The sequence below is a fragment of the Candidatus Sarcina troglodytae genome (genome assembly GCF_015708635.1).
GTDB classification, from domain to species: Bacteria; Bacillota; Clostridia; order Clostridiales; family Clostridiaceae; genus Sarcina; species Sarcina ventriculi.
In genome coordinates this window covers 1,859,904-1,881,232 of record NZ_CP051754.1, presented here as the reverse complement: position 1 = coordinate 1,881,232, position 21,329 = coordinate 1,859,904, and the positions used below count along the sequence as shown (strand labels likewise).

The 21,329-nt window shown below is 26.5% G+C and carries 23 protein-coding genes; 19 read left to right on the top strand and 4 right to left on the bottom strand.

Going from position 1 to position 21,329, the window contains the following annotated elements; all coding sequences use genetic code 11:
- Window positions 1-84 precede the first annotated feature (84 nt).
- The 4 genes from HH195_RS08560 to rlmD all read left to right on the top strand — a co-directional run bounded on the left by HH195_RS08560 (window position 85) and on the right by rlmD (window position 3,464).
- The gene (locus tag HH195_RS08560; RefSeq protein ID WP_196370861.1) at window positions 85-945 is read left to right on the top strand and encodes a fumarylacetoacetate hydrolase family protein; all 861 of its coding nucleotides are present in this window, start codon (window positions 85-87) and stop codon (window positions 943-945) included.
- Between the two features lie 99 nt (window positions 946-1,044).
- Window positions 1,045-1,701: a helix-hairpin-helix domain-containing protein gene (locus tag HH195_RS08555; protein WP_196370860.1), complete on the top strand. Its 657-nt coding sequence runs from the start codon at window positions 1,045-1,047 to the stop codon at window positions 1,699-1,701.
- A 146-nt stretch (window positions 1,702-1,847) separates the two neighbouring features.
- The gene (locus tag HH195_RS08550; RefSeq protein WP_055259453.1) at window positions 1,848-2,096 is read left to right on the top strand and encodes a hypothetical protein; all 249 of its coding nucleotides are present in this window, start codon (window positions 1,848-1,850) and stop codon (window positions 2,094-2,096) included.
- Between the two features lie 12 nt (window positions 2,097-2,108).
- Window positions 2,109-3,464, top strand: coding sequence for a 23S rRNA (uracil(1939)-C(5))-methyltransferase RlmD (gene rlmD, locus HH195_RS08545; RefSeq protein WP_196370859.1), 1,356 nt, complete (start codon window positions 2,109-2,111; stop codon window positions 3,462-3,464).
- 59 nt (window positions 3,465-3,523) lie between these two features.
- On the opposite strand, the gene HH195_RS12665 is transcribed toward rlmD, so the two are convergent.
- Window positions 3,524-3,649: a hypothetical protein gene (locus HH195_RS12665; protein ID WP_256437741.1), complete on the bottom strand. Its 126-nt coding sequence runs from the start codon at window positions 3,647-3,649 to the stop codon at window positions 3,524-3,526.
- Window positions 3,650-3,696: 47 nt separating this feature from the next.
- On the opposite strand from HH195_RS12665, the gene HH195_RS08540 reads away from it, so the two are divergent.
- Window positions 3,697-4,284, top strand: a complete 588-nt coding sequence (locus HH195_RS08540) for an aldo/keto reductase (RefSeq protein WP_196370857.1) — start codon at window positions 3,697-3,699, stop codon at window positions 4,282-4,284.
- Between the two features lie 90 nt (window positions 4,285-4,374).
- On the opposite strand, the gene HH195_RS08535 is transcribed toward HH195_RS08540, so the two are convergent.
- A complete protein-coding gene (locus tag HH195_RS08535; RefSeq protein WP_196370855.1) occupies window positions 4,375-4,722 on the bottom strand; it encodes a winged helix-turn-helix transcriptional regulator in 348 nt (115 codons plus the stop codon).
- 222 nt (window positions 4,723-4,944) lie between these two features.
- Here HH195_RS08535 and HH195_RS08530 point away from each other — a divergent pair, with 222 nt between their 5' ends.
- The 7 genes from HH195_RS08530 to HH195_RS08500 all read left to right on the top strand — a co-directional run bounded on the left by HH195_RS08530 (window position 4,945) and on the right by HH195_RS08500 (window position 11,375).
- Window positions 4,945-5,418: a flavodoxin family protein gene (locus tag HH195_RS08530; RefSeq protein ID WP_055259443.1), complete on the top strand. Its 474-nt coding sequence runs from the start codon at window positions 4,945-4,947 to the stop codon at window positions 5,416-5,418.
- Between the two features lie 124 nt (window positions 5,419-5,542).
- On the top strand, window positions 5,543-5,752 hold the full coding sequence (locus tag HH195_RS08525) for a TOBE domain-containing protein (RefSeq protein ID WP_055259441.1): 210 nt from the start codon (window positions 5,543-5,545) through the stop codon (window positions 5,750-5,752).
- Window positions 5,753-5,960: 208 nt separating this feature from the next.
- Window positions 5,961-6,770, top strand: a complete 810-nt coding sequence (gene modA, locus HH195_RS08520; protein WP_243278496.1) for a molybdate ABC transporter substrate-binding protein — start codon at window positions 5,961-5,963, stop codon at window positions 6,768-6,770.
- A gap of 38 nt (window positions 6,771-6,808) precedes the next feature.
- Window positions 6,809-7,486 carry a molybdate ABC transporter permease subunit gene (gene modB / locus HH195_RS08515; protein ID WP_196370851.1) on the top strand — a complete coding sequence of 226 codons (678 nt, stop codon included), beginning with the start codon at window positions 6,809-6,811 and terminating at the stop codon, window positions 7,484-7,486.
- A 32-nt stretch (window positions 7,487-7,518) separates the two neighbouring features.
- A complete protein-coding gene (locus HH195_RS08510) occupies window positions 7,519-8,574 on the top strand; it encodes a sulfate/molybdate ABC transporter ATP-binding protein (protein WP_196370843.1) in 1,056 nt (351 codons plus the stop codon).
- A gap of 132 nt (window positions 8,575-8,706) precedes the next feature.
- Window positions 8,707-9,621: a helix-turn-helix domain-containing protein gene (locus HH195_RS08505; protein ID WP_196370840.1), complete on the top strand. Its 915-nt coding sequence runs from the start codon at window positions 8,707-8,709 to the stop codon at window positions 9,619-9,621.
- 86 nt (window positions 9,622-9,707) lie between these two features.
- Window positions 9,708-11,375 (top strand): alpha-glucosidase, encoded by a 1,668-nt coding sequence (locus HH195_RS08500; protein ID WP_196370838.1) that lies wholly within the window; start codon window positions 9,708-9,710, stop codon window positions 11,373-11,375.
- Between the two features lie 91 nt (window positions 11,376-11,466).
- Here the strand turns inward: HH195_RS08500 and HH195_RS08495 are convergent, their stop codons facing one another.
- Entirely contained in the window at window positions 11,467-12,834 is a 1,368-nt protein-coding gene (locus tag HH195_RS08495) for an SLC45 family MFS transporter (RefSeq protein WP_055259432.1), read from the bottom strand.
- 268 nt (window positions 12,835-13,102) lie between these two features.
- Window positions 13,103-13,741: a VC0807 family protein gene (locus HH195_RS08490; protein ID WP_196370836.1), complete on the bottom strand. Its 639-nt coding sequence runs from the start codon at window positions 13,739-13,741 to the stop codon at window positions 13,103-13,105.
- Window positions 13,742-13,943: 202 nt separating this feature from the next.
- Between HH195_RS08490 and HH195_RS08485 the strand changes: the two genes are divergently transcribed.
- The 7 genes from HH195_RS08485 to HH195_RS08455 all read left to right on the top strand — a co-directional run bounded on the left by HH195_RS08485 (window position 13,944) and on the right by HH195_RS08455 (window position 21,259).
- A complete protein-coding gene (locus HH195_RS08485) occupies window positions 13,944-14,489 on the top strand; it encodes a DUF6512 family protein (RefSeq protein ID WP_055259428.1) in 546 nt (181 codons plus the stop codon).
- Window positions 14,490-14,611: 122 nt separating this feature from the next.
- Window positions 14,612-15,874 (top strand): 2-hydroxyacyl-CoA dehydratase subunit D, encoded by a 1,263-nt coding sequence (locus HH195_RS08480; protein WP_196370834.1) that lies wholly within the window; start codon window positions 14,612-14,614, stop codon window positions 15,872-15,874.
- Window positions 15,875-15,884: 10 nt separating this feature from the next.
- Window positions 15,885-17,543 carry an acyl-CoA dehydratase activase gene (locus HH195_RS08475; RefSeq protein WP_196370832.1) on the top strand — a complete coding sequence of 553 codons (1,659 nt, stop codon included), beginning with the start codon at window positions 15,885-15,887 and terminating at the stop codon, window positions 17,541-17,543.
- Between the two features lie 35 nt (window positions 17,544-17,578).
- Window positions 17,579-18,358 carry a histidinol-phosphatase gene (locus HH195_RS08470; RefSeq protein ID WP_196370830.1) on the top strand — a complete coding sequence of 260 codons (780 nt, stop codon included), beginning with the start codon at window positions 17,579-17,581 and terminating at the stop codon, window positions 18,356-18,358.
- A gap of 184 nt (window positions 18,359-18,542) precedes the next feature.
- Complete coding sequence (locus HH195_RS08465) at window positions 18,543-19,097, top strand: flavin reductase family protein (protein WP_196370828.1); 555 nt, start codon at window positions 18,543-18,545, stop codon at window positions 19,095-19,097.
- A 346-nt stretch (window positions 19,098-19,443) separates the two neighbouring features.
- Window positions 19,444-20,967, top strand: a complete 1,524-nt coding sequence (gene yjeM / locus HH195_RS08460) for a glutamate/gamma-aminobutyrate family transporter YjeM (RefSeq protein WP_196370826.1) — start codon at window positions 19,444-19,446, stop codon at window positions 20,965-20,967.
- Between the two features lie 124 nt (window positions 20,968-21,091).
- A complete protein-coding gene (locus tag HH195_RS08455) occupies window positions 21,092-21,259 on the top strand; it encodes a (2Fe-2S)-binding protein (RefSeq protein ID WP_070101197.1) in 168 nt (55 codons plus the stop codon).
- Window positions 21,260-21,329 lie beyond the last annotated feature (70 nt).

Here is a 21,329-nt window from a genome sequence, read left to right as displayed (position 1 = left end):
TTTATAATAAATTTAGTTTAATATTTTATATGATATACAGAGAAAAGTAGATTAATTTTAAATTAACTAAAGGAGCAGATAAAAATGAGATTATTAAATTTTGTTGACGACGGGAAAATAAAATTAGGAATTGAAAAAGAAAATAAAATAATAGATGTAGAAAAGATAGCGCTAAAATATAATGCTGACGTACCTATTACAATGGAAGAAGTATTAAATGATAGTAGCAGTATAAAGAAAATAGAAAATTTATGTAAAGAAAATGAAGATGGATTAGATAAAAATAATATTGTGTATGCACCTTGTGTAATGAATCCAGAAAAGATACTGTGTGTTGGTTTAAATTATCTTACACATAGAGAGGAATGCAATATAGATATACCAAAAGAACCTGTGATTTTTAGTAAGTTTAATAGTTCTTTAGCTGCACATGAAGAAAAAATAGAATTGCCAAAGGATTTACATGAATTTGATTATGAAGCAGAGTTAATTATTGTTATAGGTAAAGAAGGTAAAAATATAAAGAGAGAAAATGCTGATGAATATATATTTGGGTACAGTATAGGAAATGATTTAACAAGTAGAGAATTACAATTTTTAACTAGTCAGTGGACACTAGGTAAAGTGATTGATAAATTTACTCCAGTTGGACCTATAATAGTTAGTAAAGATGAGTTAAATATAAGCAATTTAGAAGTAAAATGCGAAGTTAATGGTGAAGTTAGACAGTTAGCTAGCACTAAGGATATGATTTTCGATTGTTATTCAATTGTAAGTTATGTTTCAAAATATATAACTTTAAAACCAGGGGATATAATTTTTACAGGAACTCCAGGAGGTGTAATACTAGGAGATACAAATCCTAATAAGCAATGGTTAAAATCAGGAGATGAGATAAAGATATCAATAGAAAATATAGGCACTCTTATTAACGTATTAAAATAAGAGTAGAGTGAAAAAGTAATATCCTAAATATAAATGTTAGAAATAAGAAATTGTGTTAATAATCATATTGTAATAATTATATTTAGGAGGAATTATTTTTTGAAAAATAAAGATAAAATAGTAGGAAGTATTGTTCTTTTAGGAATAATAGCTATATTTTTAGTTTTCGGTTATGTAAATACAAGACCACAAAATATCTCTAAAGATGATTTAGAAAAAATATTTGTAGAATCAGATATGGATGATAAAAAAAATCTTTATAGTGAAGAGAACAACTCAATTAATACTGAAAATAACAATAAAATAATAGTTGAAATTAAAGGTGAAGTTAATAATCCTAATGTCTATACATTAAATGAAGGAAGTAGGATTTATGAACTTATAGATTTAGCAGGAGGATTAACTCCTTTTGGAGATGATAAAAATATAAATAAAGCTTCAGTTTTAGTAGATGGACAATGTATAGTTATAGGAAATATAATGGATGAAGAAAATGTACAAAGCATTGATGAATTAAATAATGGAATAAAAGAGTCTATATCATTATCACAAAATAAAGATGAGAAGATAAATATAAATAGAGCATCAAGAGATGATTTAATGAAATTATCAGGAATTGGGGAATCAAAAGCACAGGCAATTATTAGCTATAGAGATAGTATAGGTGGATTTAAAGATGTAGATGAATTAAAAAATGTTGATGGAATTGGCGAGAAAACTGTTGAAAAGTTAAAGGAGAGTATAACTATTAATTAAAATTATATAGGTCTTATGCATTTAAATAAAAAATTGTATATGAGGAATTGTTAAACCCCATGTTTGCAGTATTTCTATGTTTTACATAAGTATTTAATTGTAGTATTATATAAGAATAATTCATAATAAGAAATGGGAGGGTGACTATGTTAGAAGAAGAAAATGGGCTATTAAGAATGTTAGTTGCTCAAGTGATTGATCAAATTATAATAATATTAATATCACTTATGATTGTATTTATTTTTGCAGCAATACTATCATTTGCAGGTTATTATATAATAAGTGTTGCAAGTGTATTATTAATTGCATATGTAATAATTAATATTTTATACAGACCTATAATGAAGGCATCACCACTTGGAGAAACATTAGGAGGAAAACTAATATATAAATAAGGATGGAAAAAAATGAAAAAAGGTAGCAATATAGAGGTATTAATTGAAAAGATGGAGTTCCCATCGAAGGGATATGGATTCTGTGAAGGTTTAAAAGTATATGCAAAAAATTCATTCCCAGGACAAAAAGTTTTAGGTAGAGTATCTAAAAAGAAAAAAGACTATGCAGAGATAAAGGTTAATGAGGTAGTTGAGAGAGCTGAGTATGAAATAGATACAAAATGCCCTCATTTTGAATTTTGTGGAGGATGTTCATCTCAAACAGTTCCTTACGAAAAGCAATTAGAATTTAAAGTAGAACAAGTTTTAGATTTGTTTAAACAAGGAAATGTACAAACTGGAGAATTTTTAGGTATAGAAACTAGCCCTGTAACATGGGAGTATAGAAATAAAATGGAATTTACCTTTGGAGACATGGAAAAAGGTGGAGAGCTTACACTTGGAATGCATTTAAAAGGAAATCCTTTTGGAATAGTAAATGTTGATGGTTGCCTTTTAGTAGATGCTGATTTTAGACAAATATTAGATTTAACTGTTAGGTATTTTAGAGAAAAAGAACTTCCTTTTTACAAAATAATGCCAAGAACAGGATATTTAAGAAATCTTATAGTTAGAAAATCAGTAAAAACTGGTGAAATACTTATAAATTTAGTTACAACTACTCAAATTAATTTTGATTTAACTGAATATGTTAATATTTTAAAGAAAGCAAGTTATAAGGGAGTTTTAAAATCTATATTACATACAGAAAATGATTCGTTTTCTGAAGCTGTAATATGTGATAAATTAAATGTTCTTTATGGGGAAGACTTTATAACAGAAAATCTTTTAGGATTAAATTTTAAAATATCACCATTTTCATTTTTTCAAACAAATTCTCTAGGTGCAGAAAAGCTTTATAGTATAGTTAGAGATTTTATGGGGAGTGCAGATAATAAAGTTGTATTTGACCTTTATTGTGGAACAGGAACAATTGGTCAAATAGCAGCAGGAAAAGCTAAAAAAGTTATAGGAATTGAACTTATAGAAGAGGCTGTTATAGCGGCTAATGAAAATGCAAAACTAAATGGATTAAATAATTGTAAATTTATAGCAGGAGATGTTGCTGAGGCTATAAAAACAATTAAAGAAAAGCCAGATGTTATAATTTTAGATCCACCAAGAAGTGGAGTTCATCCAAAAGCATTGGATTATGTTATAAAATTTGATGCAAAGGAAATAGTATATGTTTCATGCAATCCAAAATCTTTAGTAGTTGATTTAAGCGTACTTGAGGGCAATGGATACAAAGTTGAAAAAACATTATTAATGGATATGTTCCCAAATACTCCTCATGTTGAAACAGTAGTTAAGTTAATTAAAAAATAATATGTAGTTACTTATATTAAATTGTGGAATGAGAATGTTTATTCTCATTCCACAATTTTTTATTTTTCTGTAACATTTATAAGATTACTATAATAATTAATTTTTCCATTTAGTACATCGTTGTAGAATTGTTGTTTTTGTTCTATATAATCTATAGATTCTTGTAATTTTTTGATTTTATTCAATATAATATGTTTTTGCTCATTAAGGATTACTTTGCGTTCTAAAATTAATGAAAAAATTAAAGGTTGATTACTTAGATTTAGTTTTATTACATCAACCATTTAGTGATTATTATGGTGCATATCATGCATTAGAAGATTTATATAAAGAAGGAAAACTTAAAGCTATTGGTGTAAGTAATTTTTATCCAGATAGATTATCAGATATAGCTGCTTTTAATGAGATTGCTCCTCAAGTAAATCAAGTTGAGGTAAATCCATTAAATCAACAAATTTTTGCGCAAGAAAATATGATTAAAAATAATATTCAAATTGAAGCATGGGCTCCATTCGGAGAAGGTAGAAACAATATGTTTGATAATGAGGTTTTAAAGAACATTGGAGCTAAGTATGGAAAAAGTGTTGCACAAGTTATCTTAAGATGGTTAATCCAAAGGGGTGTAGTTGCATTAGCAAAATCTACTCATGTAGAAAGAATGGAAGAAAACTTTAATATATTTGATTTTAAATTATCAGAAGAGGATATGGAAACAATTAAAAATTTGGATACTGGAAAGAGTTTATTCTTTAATCACCAAGAAGCAAGTACAGTAGACTTATTTGTTAAATTTGTAGAACAAAGAAGAAATAAAAATTAATATAAATTCCCACTATAAGACCTTCTCTTTTGAGAAGGTTCTTTAAATGAAATAAATTATATTTTAATTTTAATTAATAATTTAAAAATATTAATCAATATTAGATATTTGTATTTCATTATCTTTAGCATATGAAGTAGACCATGAACAAATATCATTTAATATGTGCTTAAGGCTATATCCTTGTTCTGTAAGGGAATATTCAACCTTTGGTGGTACTTGAGGATATACATGTCTGTTTATTAATCCTTTTTCTTCTAGTTCTCTAAGTTGAGTAGTTAACATTTTTTGCGTGATGTTAGGCATTAAGCGATTTAGTTGACTAAACCTTTTAGAACCATCAAGAAGATGCCAAAGTATTATTAATTTCCATTTTCCACCGATTAAATCCATAGTTAATTCTAGTGGACAATTATATTTCTTTTGTAAGTCAGCCATTTTTCCTCCTAAAATATAATACTTACTTTTTGAATTGTATAATATAAAAAGATAAGTAGTTAGTTATTATATATCAATTAATATAACATTAATAAAATGCAAATACAATTAATTATTTTATTGTAATTAAAAAAATATATATTATATATTTCTATTTAAGGTAAAATTAATTATATAATAATTTTATATGGTAATAATATAAAATGAATGGAGGAAAATATTGTGAGAGTAAAAGTGATTTTTTATTCCTTAGAAGGAAATTCAAAACTTATAGCGGAGGAAGTAGCTAAAAGTCTTAATGGAGATATTGTTGAGTTAAAACCTAAAAAACATTATGCCAATAGTGGATTTAAAAAATATTTATGGGGTGGAACTAGTGTTTTAATGAAAGAAAAGCCAGAACTTGAAGCCTATGATAATAATTTAGATTACGATTTATTAGTTATAGGGACTCCTGTTTGGGCTGGAACTTTTTCACCTGCAATTAGAACCTTTTTAAAGGAAAATAATTTAGATGGAAGGAAAGTAGCTTTATTTGCTTGTCATGCCGGTGGTGGAGCTGATAAATGTTTTGAGAAATTTAAAAAGTTTAGTCCAAATTGTAAAGTTATAAGTACTATGGATTTTGTAGATCCTTTGAAAAAAGATACAGCAAATAATATTGATAAAGCTGTAAAATGGGCAAAATCATTATAGAATATTAAGGTTAAAAATTATAAAAAAACAATATTTTAAATCATATGTATATATTTTAGCAAATAGAGCAATAATCTAAGTATAATTAATTAAATTATTAGCAGGCATTTTGGAGGTAAGATTAATGAAGCTTAGTGCTAGAAATCAATTAAAAGGAAAAGTAGTTGATATTAAAGAAGGGGCTGTAAATGGTATTGTAAGCTTGGAAACTAAGGGTGGAGAAATTATTACTTCAACTATATCAATGGGTTCAATTAAAGAATTAGGTTTAAAGATAGGTTCAGAAGCTTATGCTGTTATAAAAGCTACTTCAGTAATGATGATGGTAGATTAATTTTGTAAAAAAGGTCTAGAAAAATTGTTTTCTAGGCCTTTTTGTTTTATAAAAATCCATAAATTGTATAATTTATTAATTATTTATAATAATTTTAAAACTTTAATGAATAAAGTTCAAAAACTATTTACAATTAAAGTAAAAATGGTTATATTAGACTGGTAATGATAAATTCAAATAATAATTAAAATTTTAGGAGGAGATGGATTTGAAAGCAAAAAAAATAACAACTATGTTTTTGTTTGGTTTAGTTCTTACAGCAACTGTATTGACGGGATGTTCAACAGCTTCAGTAAAGGAAGAAAGCTTAGATAATACTGAGAAAAAAGAGGTGGTTGTTGCAGCTGCTGCTAGTTTAAAAGAAGCAACTACTGATATAGAGAGTGTTTTTGAGGAAAAGCATAAAAATATAGATTTAGTATTTACTTATGGGGGCTCAGGTTCTCTTCAGCAACAAATAGAGCAGGGTTCTCCAACAGATGTATTTATTTCAGCAGGGGCTAAGCAGATGGATGCTTTAGAGAGTAAAGGACTTCTTTTAGATTCAACTAAAATGGATTTATTAACTAATAAAGTTGTATTAATAACACCTAAGGATAAAGCAGATTTAACATCTTTTGAAGATTTAAATAGTAATAAAGTATCACAAATTGGATTTGGCGAGCCAAGTACAGTTCCTGTTGGACAATATACTGAACAGATTTTAAACAGTATTGGAATATTAGATAGTGTGAAAAATTCTGGAAAAGTTGTTTATGCTAAAGATGTAAAAGAGGTTTTAACTTGGGTTGAAACTGGAAATGTAGATGCAGGTGTAGTTTATGAAACAGATGCTAAGGGTTCGAGCAATGTAAATATAGTTTGTGAGGCTCCAGAAAATAGTCACGATCCTATAGTTTATCCAGTTGCTGTTATAAAAGATAGTAAAAATCCTGAAGAAGCAAAAGAATTTATAAATTTTTTAAATTCAGATGAAAGTAAAGACATTTTTAAAAGTTATGGATTTACAACAAAGTAAAAGTTAAGATTAATTAATAATTAAAAAATAAAGAAAGGGTGCTTTTATTGAATGATTTATCGCCTTTGTGGATTTCGCTTAAAACAACTACAATTTCAACAATAATAGCATTTATACTAGGAATTTATGGAGCACGATTAGTAATGCTTTGTAATAAAAAGTTAAAAGGAATTATAGATGCAATATTTATTCTGCCTATGGTTTTACCTCCTACAGTAGTAGGTTTTTTCTTGCTTATCATTTTAGGAAAAAGAGGAATTGTAGGGAGTTTTCTTTATAATATTGGAATACAGATTATATTTTCATGGAGTGCTACTGTTGTAGCAGCTACTGTTGTATGTTTTCCCATTATTTATAGAACAACTAGAGGGGCATTAGAGCAAATTGATAATAATGTTTTAAATGTGGCTAGAACTTTAGGGATGAGTGAAAGAAGAGTTTTTTGGAAAATAGCATTTCCTATAGCTTGGCCAGGAATACTTGGAGGAATTGTTTTAGGTTTTGCAAGAGCACTTGGTGAATTTGGAGCGACACTTATGCTTGCAGGGGCAATTCCAGGAAAAACAGTAACTATGCCGATTTCGATTTATTTTTTATCTCAAGGTGGGGATATGAAAGGTGCAATGATATGGGTTTTATTTATAGTTGCTATATCATTCCTTAGTATATTTTTTATAAATAGATTATCTTATAAAAGTTATGAAATAAATGTGTAAACAATACTTATTTTAATATACGTGGAGGACAAATGTTATATATAGATATAAAAAAATATCTAAAAAACTTTACTTTAGATATTACTTTGGAAACTGACAATAATAGAGTTGGGATTTTGGGAAAATCAGGTTCAGGAAAGAGTATGATGTTAAAAGCTATTGCAGGAATTATAAAACCTGATGAAGGAATAATAGTTTTAAATGATAGAGTGTTGTTTGATAGTAAAAAGAAAATTAATTTACAGCCTAGAGAGAGAAATATAGGGTATCTATTTCAAAATTATGCATTATTTCCTCATATGACCGTTAGGGAAAATATATTTTCTGGGATGATAAGAGCTTCTAAGTATGAAAAACAAAAAATGAGTAGTGATATGATAAAAAGATTGTGCTTAAACGGATTAGAAAATAGATATCCAAAGGAATTATCAGGAGGGCAGCAACAAAGGGTGGCAATAGCTAGAATGCTTGCTACAAAACCTGAAATTTTAATGTTTGATGAACCATTTTCAGCTCTTGATTATCATTTGAGGGAATATATGCAGGAAAATCTTTTAGAAATATTAAGTGAAGAAAGCACAACTAGTCTTTTAGTTTCTCATGATATAGATGAGGCGTATAGACTTTCTAAAGAAATTGTTGTGGTAGATGATGGACAAATTAAAAGGCAAGATAGAAAAGAGAAAGTTTTTAATGAACCTAAAAATATTGCTACTGCAAAAATAACAGGATGTAAAAATATATCAAGAGCTAGAAAAATAGCTAATGATAAAGTTTTTGCTATGGATTGGGGAGTAGAAGTTAAAATTTTACCTACTAAAGATGAGGTAGACTATATAGGTATAAGAGCACATCATATTGAATATTCTAAGACTTTGGAAGAAAACACATATGCTTATACAATTGAAAGCAGTAGTGAAACAAGATTTGGACAAACTATGTATTTTTCTTTAGGAAAAGAGCATAGCGAAAAGAAAAATCAACTTCGTTTTGAAGCTGATAAAAAGCTTTTAGAAAAGGAATTTTTTGAAGAGAATTTTAAATATATAAAACTGCCGAAGAATAATATTATTTTATTAAGTAAATAATTAAAAATGTTTTTAATTAAGATTTTAGTAATAAATAAGTTATAATTAATATGTATAACTTATTTATTTTTTTTAGTAAATATAAAAGTGAAGTAAATAGATTTAAAGTAATACTTAAGGAGAATGTTTGTTATGGATAAATCTAATTTAAAAGAGCTAATAAAACATGGTAGTATATACTTTCCTTGCGCAGCTTATATAGCGGAAAATGAACAAAATGGTTTATTTGCAAAATATCATTGGCATAATGAATTGGAAATTATTCATTTTAAAAAGGGAAAATTTAGGTTTGAAGTAAATATGGACAAGTATATTATAGAAGATGAGTGTCTTTGTTTTATAAATAGTGAGGAATTGCACTTAGTTAAAGGAGATTATCCATGTATTGAAAGTGCGGTAGTATTTGATTTGAAAATGCTTAGTTTTAATATATTTGATTTAACTGAGAGTGAGTTAATCAATCCTCTTTTAACTGGAAAATTAAAAATGCCGAGATTTATTTACAAAAAGGATGTTTTTTGGAATGATGTATATAAAGAGTATGAAAAAATTATAAATATATATAAAAAAAATATAAATAATATAGATGAAAATTGTAAAAAAAATGTGGTATCTCAAATTGAGATAAAAATAGCTATACTTAATATTTTAGCAGTTTTATATAACAATAATTTATTAGTTAATGAGTGTGGAAATGTTGATAATTATAAGATAGAGTACATAAAAAAAGTTATTTTATATATTGAAAATAATTATAAAAGGAAAATTTGTGTGAAAGAGTTAGCTAAAGAGATTAATATGAATGAACAGTATTTTTGTAGATTTTTTAAAAATATTATTGGAAAATCTCCAATGCAATATATAAATGAATATAGGATTAAGAAAAGTGAGGAATTGTTAAAAAAAACAGACATGAAAATTATGCAGATATGCTTAGAAAGTGGATTTAATAATATGGGGAATTTTATAAATACATTTAAAAAGCAAACTGGATTAAGTCCTATGAAGTATAGAAAAGATAATAAAGAAGATGTCATAAAAATGTAATTTAAAATCAATAATATGTAAGAAATTTTTTGTGGAATGTTTTATTATATAAGTATACATAATGTTAATTTTAGGAGGTTTTAATTATGAAAAAGTGGTGGCACGATAAAGTAGCATATCAAATATATCCAAAGAGCTTTTATGATACTAATGGAGATGGAATTGGAGATTTAAAAGGAATTATAAATAAATTAGATTATTTAAAAGAATTAGGAATTGATATAATTTGGTTGTCTCCCATTTATTGTTCTCCTATGGTTGATCAGGGGTATGATATTTCTGATTATTATAATATTGACCCAAGTTTTGGTACTATGGATGATATGGAAACGTTATTAAAAGAAACTAAAAAAAGAAATATGTATGTGATTATGGATTTGGTAGTAAACCATTGTTCAGATAAGCATGAATGGTTTAGAAAAGCTTTAGAAGATCCAGATGGAGAGTATGGAGAATATTTTTATATACGTGAAGGAAAAGGAAATAAACCACCTTGCAACTGGCGTTCTTATTTTGGTGGAAGCGTATGGGAAAGAATACCTAATACAAATAAGTATTATTTTCATGCATTTGCAAAAGAGCAACCTGATTTAAATTGGGAAAATCCAAAGGTAAAAGAAGAAATATATAAAATGATTAATTGGTGGTTGGATAAAGGATTAGCTGGTTTTAGAATAGATGCTATCATAAATATAAAGAAGGATTTGAGTTTTCAAGATTTTGAAGCTGATGGAGATGATGGACTTTGTGACATGAGTAAGATGTTAGAAAAAGTTATAGGCATTGGTGATATGCTGAAGGAATTAAAAGAAGAAACTTTTGATAAATATGATGCTTTTACGGTTGGAGAAGTTTTTAATGCTAAAGAAGGTGAACTTTATAAATTTATAGGAAAAGATGGATATTTTTCATCTATATTTGATTTTGATATGGAAGTTTTAGGACAAGAACAATCAAATCGTTGGTATTTAAATAAAGATTTCACTACGAATCAATTAAGAGATGTTATTTTTAAAAGCCAAATAGAAGCATTAGGAATTGGTTTTAAGGCAAATATTATTGAAAATCATGATGAGCCAAGAGGGGCAAGTCGTTATATAATAGATGGGGAATGTAATGATATTAGTAAAAAGGCTCTGGCTATTATAGAGGTTATGCGTAGAGGGATACCTTTTATTTATCAAGGTCAAGAAATAGGTATGACAAATAATAAGGTTGATTGTATAGATAAGTTTAATGATATATCTACAATAGAAAATTATGATAGAGCTATAAAAGAAGGTTTTAGTAAAGAAGAAGCTTTAAGGCTTGTAAATAAATTTAGCAGAGATAATGCTAGAACGCCATTTCAATGGGATAATAGCATTAATGCTGGTTTTACAAAGGGCACTCCGTGGCTTCAAGTAAATGAAAATTATAAGGAAATTAATGCGAAATTACAAATAGATGATAAAGATTCTGTGTTGAGTTTTTACAAGAAACTTATAAATTTAAGAAAATCAAATGAGTATAAAGAAGTTGTTGTTTATGGAGAATTTATACCAGATTTAGAAGCGTATGATAATGTTATTGCTTTTTATAGGAAGGGAGCTAATAAATGTTTAATGGTAATAATAAATTATCAAAATAAAGAACAAATAATTAATTTCAACAAAACGTATAAGATATTGATTAATAATTATAAAGATTTGAAGTTTGTTAATAATGAATTAATGCTAAAGCCATATCAAGGGATTATTATAGAAATACTATAATTTAATATACTAAAAAGAAGCTATAAAATGTAGCTTCTTTTTTGTTGAATATAAAAATTTATTTACTGTTATGAATAAAGAAAATAAAACTTTATTTGTTATTAGTGTTATTTTCTTTAATAATTGAAACAGATAATGCTCCAATTATTAGTAAGATACCAGAAATTAAAAGCATTGATGGCATTGAAGAACCTACTAAAGGAAATAGTGCGAAGCTTAAACAAGAAGCTACAATTTGTGGTAAGCAAATACTACCATTGAAAAGTCCAAGATACATACCTATATTTTTACCTGATAAAGCATTAGTTAAAATAGTAAATGGAAACGTCATCATTCCTGCCCAAGCCATTCCTATTAATATAAATGAAATTATTAGTGCAAATTCATTATGAATAAAAAATATTGAACCAAAACCTACTCCACCTAAAATAAGACTAAGAGTATAGAAAAATTTTCTTTTACTATTAGATGTACGAGATAAGATAAGAGACCATAAAACAGCACTAATAGATTGAACTGCTGATAAAATACCAAACCAATTTCCAGCTGATTGATAAGCTTGACTATATGCTTCTGTTGTATGCCATACATTTAATGCAATGGCTCCAGTACCATAAGTCCATAAGTATTGAAAGCCCATCCAACAAAAAAATTGAACTATAGCAACTGTCCAAAATACTTTTGGTGCATTAAGAAGTAATTTGAAAACATTAATTTTTTCTTTGGGTTCGTTTTCATTGATGCCGTGATACAAAGCGTATTCCTTTGGGGGATATTCTTTAACTTTAAATACTGTAAACAAACTACAAATTATCAAAATGATAGCCCCTATATAGAATGAGATTATAACAGATTGAGGGATTACTCCTTCAGGTGCTGTATTGGAAACACCGATTATAGTCAATATAAATGGAAAAATACTAGCTAGTACAGCACCACTGTTTGAAAGAAAACTTTGAATTGAATAAGCAAAGCCTTTTTGTTTTTCATTAACCATATCTCCAACCATCATTTTAAAAGGTTGCATAGCTACGTTTGATGATAAGTCCATAAATAAAATAGTAATTGAACCAAAAAGCAATGCTGCCATAGAGCCAAAGCCAAAACCAAAACTTCCTGCGTTTGGTAGTAAACACATAACGATTACAGCAACCACAGAACCTACTATTAAATATGGAATACGACGACCAATTTTAGGAATCCATGTTTTATCTGAAAAATAGCCTATTAAAGGTTGTACGATTAATCCAGCTAGTGGTGGTAAAATAAAGAAAAAGCCTAAATCATTTGGATTAGCTCCAAGGGTTTGGAATATACGTCCCATATTTGAACTTTGTAATTGAAATGCCATTTGAACTCCGAAAAAGCCAAAACTTATCATCCAAATTGTGCTAATTGGCAAATTGGGTAATTTATTTTTAGGTTTTATTGAAATTTGATTTATTTTCTTTTCTGTCATAGTAATACCTCCGCTGTTAAATAAATTTTGTATTAAAACGTTTTATGTATATATACAATTATATTTTAGAACTTGTTCTTTAAAACTTCTTACGGATTATTGACTTTAAATTACACTTTTATTACTTTTTAATAAACAAAGTAATAAAAGTTGTTTTTTATAAAGAGTTTAATTTTTGTTTTCTATGTAATGATAAAGTAAAAAAATTAATATTTAATTTTTTTACTTTAAACTCTATATGATATGATTTAAATTTGAATTATAGTAATTATCTAGAAAATTTTGATTTGATTTTTTTCCTATAAAAGAAAGTTATAAATGCGGCACAACCTATAAAACCATAAGATACAAGAGGTGATATTAGCATATATTTAGAAACAGATAAAATAAACACTAAACTAATATTGCAAACAGCTTCTAAAACAAGGCATATTCCCCATATAAAAGTTAGAAATTTCATACTAAATCTAAAATGAGGATTTTTCCACTTTTCATCAATGGTTGATTTGTTGTTTTTTGCATATTTATCTTGAGAATTTATAAATTTTTTTGCTAAATAATAGATCATAGGTTTTGGAAAAAACATAGATGTTAGAAATAAGATTCCTATAACAGCTGTTATATAAGATTGTCTAATTAGAAGTAATTTTTGGCTTCCACCAAATAACATTGAAATTATTCCAACGATAAAGCCTAAGATAATAAGACTAGCAAAAATATCTATTTTCTTTTCTTTTGTTATATGATATATATTATCTATTATAGGAATAGTAGTTGAAATTATAAGAGCAGTTATGCTAGGTATATGATTTATTAGTATTTTATATGTAATTAAAGGTAAGATAGCATTTATTAATATGCTTATAATAATGCTTTTTTTAATATTATTTTTGTGATTAATATACATAAAATTATTCTCCATTCGTTACTTTTTACTATATAAACAAATGATTTATATAGTAAATCTTTTGATTTTATAAGTAATTATAAAATATTAAAATTTTTCTGTATTGTGACTTTAGTCATAATTTTAGTCATATGATAAAATATATTTTTAATAAACTCATATAATAATAAAGGAAATAAAGTTAATAAAAGGATTTTAAAGTATGGAGTTCTTATTAGAAAAACAATGGATTTATATGGGGATACCTGTTTTATTTGTGGCAGGTGCATTTATGCATTATTTTTATTCATTAAGTAGAAAAAATGTTTTAGTGGGACTTATAGCACCAGTTAATGAAAGTGTATGGGAACATTTAAAATTGATATTTTTACCAATGATATTGTGGTGGAGTGTATATTATATAATTAAAGGACAAGAATTAGGTATAGATAAAAATAGATGGTTTACAGCAGGGTTGGTATCTTTAGTAGTATCAATGATTGGAATATTTTTTTTATATTATTTTTATGTAGGTGCATTTGGAAAAGAATCAGTTATAATTGATATAAGTATTCTTCTTGTGGCTTTATTTGTTGGGCAAATGTTATCTTTTCACATATATAAACACTTTGAAGGTATAGATGTGCATTTTGTAATTTTAATAGTTGCTATGATATTTTGTGTCTTAGTTATATGCACATTTAATCCACCTCATATACCGCTTTTTAAAGAAAAGAAAACAGGAGTTTATGGAATTAAGAAAAAATAAATGTTAAGAAATATTAAAAATAGGTGGGAGGATTCTTAAAATATTTTTAAATTTTAAAATAGATAGTATAATTAATATGTTTTTATAAATAGCGTATTTATTTTACATATAAAGGAGAAAAAATGGATTTATTAAAAACTTATAGTGATTATTTAAAGAAAAATATGGATAATCCAGAAAAGGTAAGAAAATTAATAAAGCTTGGATATAGCTTAGAATATGGATTTTTGGCAGTAGCGGGAGATAGGTCTCTTCCTAAATCTCTTAGATATTTAGCAAAACTTTGTATGAAGTTTACTTTAGAGCCAATTAAAAACCCGCAAAATACTGCTTTTGTAAATGTGTTTACGCCAACAGAATTTTTACATGCTTTTGGAATGAATTTTCAACTTATAGAAGCATTATCATCATATATGTCAGGAACAAAATTTGAAGATACACTTATAGACAAAGCTGAAACACTAGGTGTAGCTGATAGTTTATGTTCATATCATAAGACATTTATAGGTGCAGCATTAAGTGGAGTTATAGAAAAGCCAAAATTTGCAATAACAACAACTATGGCTTGTGATGGAAATGTTAATACATTTAGATGTCTTTCAGATTTTTATGGTATAGAAAGGTTTGTTATAGATATACCTTATGAATATTCTGAAGATGCTAAAGAATATGTAAAAGAGCAACTAAAAGAAATGGTTGAGTTTATTGAGGATAATTTACATAAAAAATTAAATGAAAACAAATTAAAAGAAATTATTATAAATGAAAATAAATCAATAGATTATTATAATTTATATTTGAAAAAATTAGAAAATAGATACTTTACTAATACTTTAACATCAGAGATGTATAAAATTTTTGCAACACATCCTGGTATGGGAAGGGCAGATACATTAAAATTTTTTAAACTTTTAGATGAAGATATATCAAAGTGTCCAGAAGGAATAACGGGAAAAAGATTTTTATGGGTACATTTATTGCCTTTTTATAGTAAATCTATAAAAGCACTTTTAGATAAAAATGAAATTAATCAACTTTTAATATCAGATATGAATGTAGATTCACTTCAAAAAATAGATTTAGATGATATTTATGGCTCTATTGCAAAGAAGCTTATTTTAAATAAATTTAATGGTCCATACAGTAGGCGTGCTGAAAATATATTAAAGTATTCAGAAAAGTTTAATGCTGATGGAGTAATAAATTTTTGCCATTTTGGATGTAGACAATCAAATGGAGGAAGTATGATTTTAAAAGATTTATTAGATAAGAATAATATACCATCAATAAGCATTGATGGTGATGGTGTGGATAGAAGAAACGGTCAAGATGGTCAAAATAAAACGAGATTAGAGGCATTTTTTGAAATGATAAAAGATAATTAAGGAGAAAAATATGATAGCTTGCATGTGTAAATATAGCCCTTTTGCCATTTTTGAAGGCTTTAATGAAAATGGTATAATTATAGATGATTCAATAGAACAATTTACTGAATCTGAGAAACTTATGCATCCTAGTATGTGTTCTTATAGTAAAGGGCTTTTGGATAAAATAATAGAAAGAAAAATAGATAAAGTCTTTTTAGTTAATTGTTGTGATGCTATAAGGAGGCTTAAAGATACTTTAGAAAAAGTGGATACTATAAAATTTATTTATATAATGGATTTGCCTAAAAAAAATAATTGCTGTTCTAAGGATATATTAAAAAAAGAAATATTAAAATTTATAAAAGCTTATGAAGATTTTAGTGGAAAAAAATTCGATTTAGACAGATTTAATAAATCTATTTATAAGTATGTATCATCAGAGCCTAAAATAGAGAAAGAATACATAAAGGTATTAGGTGCTAAAGTTTCAGAAGATTTTTTAAATAAGGCTAAAGATATTTTAGATTATCCTTTAGTAAATGATACGTGTTTTAAAAGACATTATTTAAGTTATGCAAAAAAATTTGATAATATTGATGATTTAGCTCTATGGTATAGCGAAGAAATGTTATCTTACACTCCATGTATGAGAATGGATGATATAAAGAAGAGAAGGGCATTAGTTGAGGATCCAAATCTTAAAGGAATAATTTATCATACAGTAAAATTTTGTGATCATTATTCATTTGAGTATATGAATCTTCAAAAAAGCAATATACCAATGTTAAAAGTTGAAACAGATTTAACAAATCAAAGTAATGGTCAAATAAAGACTCGTATAGAAGCTTTTAATGAGCAATTATCAGGAGGTAAAGTTAAAGTGAGAGAGGGAATAGATAAAGATAGAGTATATGTTATGGGGGTTGATAGTGGTTCTACATCTACTAATATAGTGGTTTTAGATAAAGATAAAAATGTTTTAAGTAAAGTAATAGTAAAAACTGGTGCTAGAAGTATGGATTCGGCAAATAAGGCTTATGAAATGGCTTTAGATGAAGCAAAATTGAAAAAAGAAGACATATCTTTAATTATTGGTACAGGTTATGGAAGATATAATATTCCTTTTGTTGATGAAAATGTTACAGAAATAACTTGTCATGGAAAAGGTGCTCACTTTATTAATAATGAAATAAGAACTATAATTGATATTGGAGGACAAGACAGTAAAGCCATATCTATAGATGAAAAAGGAAATGTAAAAAGTTTTGTTATGAATGATAAATGCGCAGCGGGAACTGGAAGATTTTTAGAAATGATAGCTAGAACTTTAGAAATAGACTTAAAAACTATGTCAGAAGAAGGGTTATCATATAAGGAAGATTTAACTATAACTAGCGTATGTTCTGTATTTGCTGAATCTGAGGTAGTATCATTAATTGCTGATAATAAAGATAGAAAAGATATAATTCATGGAGTTAATAAATCGATAGCTACAAAAACAGTAGGTCTTGTTGACAGGGTTGGTAGAGTAGAAAAATATATGATGACAGGCGGAGTTGCAAAAAATAAAGGTGTTGTAAAGTGTATAGAAGAAAAACTTGGAACTTCTATTTTTATAGCACAAGAGCCTCAAATATGTGGAGCATTAGGAGCAGCACTTATAGGACTTGAAAAGATATTAAATTAATTTTATATATAATTTAGAGAAAAGGGGCAAAAATAATGAAAACTAATTATCATACACATAATTTTAGATGTAATCACGCTATAGGAAATGTTGAGGATTATATAAAAATTGCTATAGAAGAGGGATTTGATGAAATAGGGATATCAGACCATTTACCACATCCAGGAAAGAATATAGATAATGAGTCTAGAATGACTTATGAAGAGATTCCAGAATATTTTGCTGAAATTGATGAAGCTATAAAGAAATATGGCGATAAAATATCTATAAAAAAGGGTATTGAGGGAGAGTATTTTGAAGATTTTAAATGGTTTTATGAAGAGCTTAAACAAAATTATAATATAGATTACATGATACTTGGAGTTCATTTTTTTCCTTATCAAGGAGAATGGGTTTATGTTGGGCATATAGATTTAACTCCTGAAATATTAAAGGTTTATGTTGATCATGTTATAAAATCAATGGAAAGTGGATTGTTTAAATATATAGCTCATCCAGATCTTTTTGGAATGTCTTATAGGAATTGGGACGAATACGCAATAAAAGAATCAAGAAGAATTTTTGAGGCTGCTAACAGATTAAATATGCCTCTTGAAATAAATGTAAATGGAATGAATAGAGCAAAGATTAAATATAATAATGGTCTTAGATATCAATATCCTATAAAAGATTTTTGGGAACTGGCTAAGGAATATAATGTAAAAGTAATTGTAGGAATAGATGCGCATAAACCAGATAATATGAAAAATTTAAGCAAAGGTATAGAATTTGCAAAAGAGATAAACTTAGATGTAGTAGACCATTTAGAATTTTAATAACTATTGTAAAAAAAGATAAGTTATATCAAAACATTATTTTGATATAGCTTATTTTTTTATATTTTTATGATGTTATAAATAATAAAACAAAATAGTGAAATAATAAAATAGAATTTTAATTTAAAAATTAAAATTATTGAAATAAGTTCTAATAAAAAGTAACAATTTGGAGGTATATTTAATGGGAAGAGTTAATTTAGGAAGCACTACGATAAATTATCCTATGCCAGTTGTTTTAATTGGCTCTAAAACAAATAAAGGTAAATCAGATTTCTTAACTGTATCATGGATTACTATGGTAAGCGAAAATCCATATAAAGTTTTAATTTCTCTTTGTAAAAAACATACTATAAGTGCTGAAATAAAAGAAAATAAAGCATTTAGTATATGTGTTCCATCAAAAGAGCAAGTAAAAAATGTAGATTATTGTGGAGTGGTGGGAATGGAAAATTTAAATAAAGCAGATTTTTTCCACATATTTTATGGTACATTGGATGGAACTCCTATGATAGAGGAATGTAAATTAAATGCTGAATGTAAAGTTGAAAAAATAATAGATTGTGGAAGTCATGATCTTTTTATAGGAGAAATTTTACAAGTTCATGTTGATGATAGTATAACTTCTGATAAAAAAGTATGTTTAGAAAAAATGCAACCAATGATTTTAGATACAGATAATAAAAAATACAGAGAAATAGGAAATATAGTAGATGATGCTTTTAAAAAATATAAGTAAATGTTAATATTAATTATTTATAAATTATGAATAAAAATACAAAATATATTGTAAATTTTTATTTAATAATATGAATTAAATGTTAATAAATAAAGGTTAAATATTTTAATGAAAATGAATAATAAAAATTTCAATATGTTTATAAATGGCTCTATATAAAGAAAAAGCAGGATAAAAATAGAATTATTAACTTGAAAAAAACAATTTGATTGTAAAAATTAATACAATAACACAACAGATATTACAAAAAATTCAAATTGATTTTATGCATTTTAAATGATAATATATGCATGAGATTCAGAGAGTTTTTTATACATATTTATAAGTTATTTTAGGGGGAGTTTACATGAATAAAACTAAAAAAATAGGCATGTATACATTAGTATTAATGATTTTTACATCAGTTTTTGGGTTTACAAATATACCAAGGTCATTTTATCTTATGGGATATGGAGCTATACCTTGGTATATAATATCTGGGATATTATTTTTTATACCATATGCTTTTATGATGACTGAGTTTGGTGCTGCTTTTAAAGATGAAAAAGGTGGTATTTACTCTTGGATGGAAAAATCAGTAGGTAGTAAGTTTGCTTTTCTTGGAACTTTTATGTGGTATACATCTAATATAATATGGATGGTAAGTGTAGCATCATCTATATGGGTTCCAGCTTCTAACTTTTTATTTGGAAGTGATAAGACACAAGAATGGGAATTATTAGGATTAAGTGGTTCAAAACTTTTAGGGATTTTAGGAATTATACTTATAATAACGATAACATATATATCAACTAAAGGGCTTAAAAACATATCAAAAATTGCATCTATTGGAGGAATATTTGTAACAATAGCTAATATTTTATTATTAGTTGGAGGCATTATTGTTTTAGTTGGTAATGGATTTACTCCGGCTGAACCAATTAATTTTCATGCTTTTGTATCTTCACCTAATAAAAATTATACATCTATTATTGGAATGGCAAGTTTTATGGTATTTGCTCTATTTTCTTATGGTGGGCTTGAGGTAGTGTCTGGCTTAGTTGATGAAGCAGAAAATCCAATTAAGAATTTTCCAAAGGCAATAAAATTATCAGCAATAATAATAAGTGTTGGTTATTGTATTGCGATATTATTTGTAGGTTTTTTTACAAATTGGAACAGTATATTAACAGTAGGTAATGTAAATATGGCAAATGTGGCTTACATAGTGCTTAATAATTTAGGAATTCAGATAGGCAACGTGTTGGGATTTAGTCAAGGAAATGCAGTAATCTTAGGAAACTTTTTTGCAAGATTTATAGGGCTTTCAATGCTTCTTGCATTAACTGAAGCATTTTTTACTGTAATTTATTCACCTATAAAACAACTTATAGAGGGAACACCAAATAAAATTTGGCCTAAAAGTTGGACAAAGATTAATAAGAATAATATGCCAACTAATGCTATGTGGATTCAATGCGCAGTAGTTGTTATTATAATAGCATTATCAGCTTTTGGTGATAAAAGTGCAAGTAAGTTTTTAGATTATTTAATACTTATGGGAAATGTATCAATGACAATACCATACATGTTTTTATCTATTGCATTTATATATTTTAAAAAGAAAGAATATATAAATAAACCAATAAAGATATTTAAGTCATATAAGAGTGGAGCAATATGGGGAATAATTGTGACATTTATTATTGGGTTTGCAAATATATTTACTATAATTCAACCAATTATAGAAGAAAATGATTATTTTTCAACTGTTCTTCAAGTGGCAGGACCGATACTTTTTGTAATAATAGGTTTAATACTTTATGCTAGATATAAGAAAAAAAATAAATTAAATAATAAGGAAGATGATTCTCTTTTAAGCAAGATATAATGTAAGTTTAATTGAATAATTTTTATATGTGAATATTAATGTATGCAACTAGTTAAAATAAAATTATATTTAAAGTTAACTTTAAATATAATTTTTTATTTTGTCATATAGAAAGGAGTTATGTATGAGTAATGTTATTTGTAGGTGTCATAAAGTAACGGAAGATGAAATAATAAATTCAATAAAAGAAGGGGCAAAAACTGTTGAAGCAGTTGGAGAAAAAACAAAAGCTGGAACAGGTTGTGGTGGATGTAAAACAAAAATACAGGAATTAATAAATAAAAATAAATAAACAACTATATTTAAACCTCTAAGGAAATTATACTTAGAGGTTTTTTAAATGATTTTTTCTAATATATTAT